At 33.5% G+C, this 2,453-nt stretch carries 2 protein-coding genes; one reads left to right on the forward strand and one right to left on the reverse strand.

The annotated features are described in order from the left end of the window. Window positions 1-112: 112 nt before the first annotated feature. Window positions 113-250 (reverse strand): IS630 transposase-related protein, encoded by a 138-nt coding sequence (locus K737_RS07595; protein WP_075260310.1) that lies wholly within the window; start codon window positions 248-250, stop codon window positions 113-115. 725 nt (window positions 251-975) lie between these two features. On the opposite strand from K737_RS07595, the gene K737_RS01820 reads away from it, so the two are divergent. Beyond that, entirely contained in the window at window positions 976-1,578 is a 603-nt protein-coding gene (locus K737_RS01820; RefSeq protein WP_006303969.1) for a hypothetical protein, read from the forward strand. Window positions 1,579-2,453: the final 875 nt, after the last annotated feature.

A 2,453-nucleotide genomic window follows, 5' to 3' on the forward strand; every position in this document is an offset into this window, starting at 1 on the left:
TCAAGGTCATATCTTGGTTTTCTTTGACTTACTTTTCAAGCTTTTCTAAGTCAATCTTTTTTTCTGAGCCACCACGTTTTTAGGAAAATACCTGCCTTCTTGTCTGCATTTTCTATGCCAATTTTCTATGCCACCTTCCTATCGCTGATACACTTATTTTAAATGGGTGCGATGCTTCAATATACCTGCCCCCCTCATCTAAATATTCTATTCCCCTTTGTCTTAAATCGTTGCTGTAGCTCTTTATCATTTTCCTTTTATTTTAACAAAAAAAACATACCCAATTCAACCTAAATTATTATATTTATGAACGAGCAAAAAGAATAAATGTGAGTAATAAATCTTCATGAAGTAATGAAACGGAAAAAAATCAGGACAAAAATCACGTATAAAACTTCTAAATTATCCGAAAAAATCCAGAATCAAAAGATCTAAATTTTATCAAAAAATAGGTAAACTAAAAAAAAGAAGGACGGACGATTGTTTGTATTGATGAAAGTCGATTAACTCACAGTATCAAACATGCATGGACTCTCCCCAAAGATTGGAGTGCAAAAAGTAGAACAGGTACAAAAAAGGAGATAGAATTGCTTTGCTAGGCTCTATTTTTAATTGGGATAGGAGTGTTAATAGGCTTGGTGAATATTATGTATTTATTTAGAAAGTATACGTGCTTCCTAGCATTCATGCATAAAGGGGATTTGTCACGGATAACTCTAAATTCCACAAAAGAAAAGATACGCAAAAAATCCAAAATTCTGGACATAATTTACTTTCTCTTTCCTCTTATTCTGCAGATTTCAATCCCGTAGAGATTAGACGATTCACTGATTTGCTCTATCGGTCAATTGCCCAGCCTTCATCGGGTGTGAATTTTTATACGGGATTAGCTGTAAAATATCAACCTATTGAATTTTTGTTAATACTATGGTACGGTCTGGGAGATAGAATTTTAACAAATTTGGATTTTTTAAAATGAAAAAAATAAATTATGCGTTTACTTTTTTTATGGTAGCAAATACCACTTGTTCTGCTGGTGGGTTTATTGGGAAAATCGGTTCAGAATGCAGTAAAAATATAAAAAAAGCAAAAGATGTTGTTGCATCCGGGGTGCGTCGCATAAGAGGAGATGAAAGAAGAAAGGCGCTTCGAAGTATAGTATTTACAGCTTTTTATTACGATTCAGATTCTAGCAATGATCCTGCTCCTAAAATGGCAAATACCGATACTGATGTAGAGAAAAGATTAAGAAAGGATCCAAATGCCACAACAAAACTCTCTCAATTTGAACAGGTCGTGTCAGATTTAACTAACTTACCCTTGCCTGGCAATCAAGAAAGTGAAAGATGGCGTTTTTTGAGATCTGTTGTTTCCTTCAATAACGCCGCGTACCCTGAAGACAACGAGCTTGCATTGCAAACTATTAACAGAGAACTAAAGCACGAGATCGCGTGGAGGTGTCTATCAATATGTGGGGAAAATTACACGAAGAAGTCTAATGTTTTTATACAGCATATGAGTGAAGAACAAGCAAACAACCTTTTTTTGAAGCATTCCACACAAGATGAGGTTCTATGATAACTTTTGTTAGGATCCGCTGCGTTCAATAATAAAGATCCTTTTTTATTTTTTTAAGTTGAAAATGCGTATTTAAAGAATAAGGCGATGAAATTAAACGATTTTTATATTTTATTTCTCGCCTTTATTGCTCAACCTTTCCTTTGTTAACTTCTTTTATTAAATTTGAGTTCGGTGAATACAAGATAATTTCGCTTTATGGATGTCAATTTTTAATTAAAGGTGTTAATTAAAGAATTAAAAAATTTATGCAATCTGTTAAGCATCGGTGGTATTATATTTTTTATCTTCACGAATATCTGAATTAATTTCTTTCTCATCTTTCTCATCGTTATTTACACGAACAGCACTAAGAAATTAATGTACTTTTTCATATCCAAATGGGCTAGAACTAAAATTTTTATGATGTGAAATTCATTTTTTTATATCTATAGCTAAATCAGTATAAAAAGATTGCGAAAGATGGAATTGAAATAAGAGATCAATTGAACAAGGTACTGTTCTTCTTATATGTTTTGCTTAGGCCCACTTTTTCTCAATAAGATTAAGATCTGGAGAATAATGAGGCAAATAAAGCAAACTATGGTATATTTTGCATAGCTTTCCCTTTATGGAAATTGGCGTTATCCATAACACTACCGCTTTCTTTTTGAAGGTTTGGTAATAAAATCTGCTGCACTCAAGAAGTACCCCCCTTTGTAAGCCAGATTCAAACCAATTGCAATTGATATTTGTATTTGCCAATTAAAGCGCCTATGGGATTTGTTTCCCCCCAGTCATGAGAGCCATAACACCGCTTGCCTTTATCAAAGTACCCCTGCGTTCTTGGCATATCATGAGCAAAACCACTTTCATCACTATAACCTATCTGCTTA

It is taken from the genome of Holospora undulata HU1, assembly GCF_000388175.3.
GTDB lineage: Bacteria > Pseudomonadota > Alphaproteobacteria > Holosporales > Holosporaceae > Holospora > Holospora undulata_A.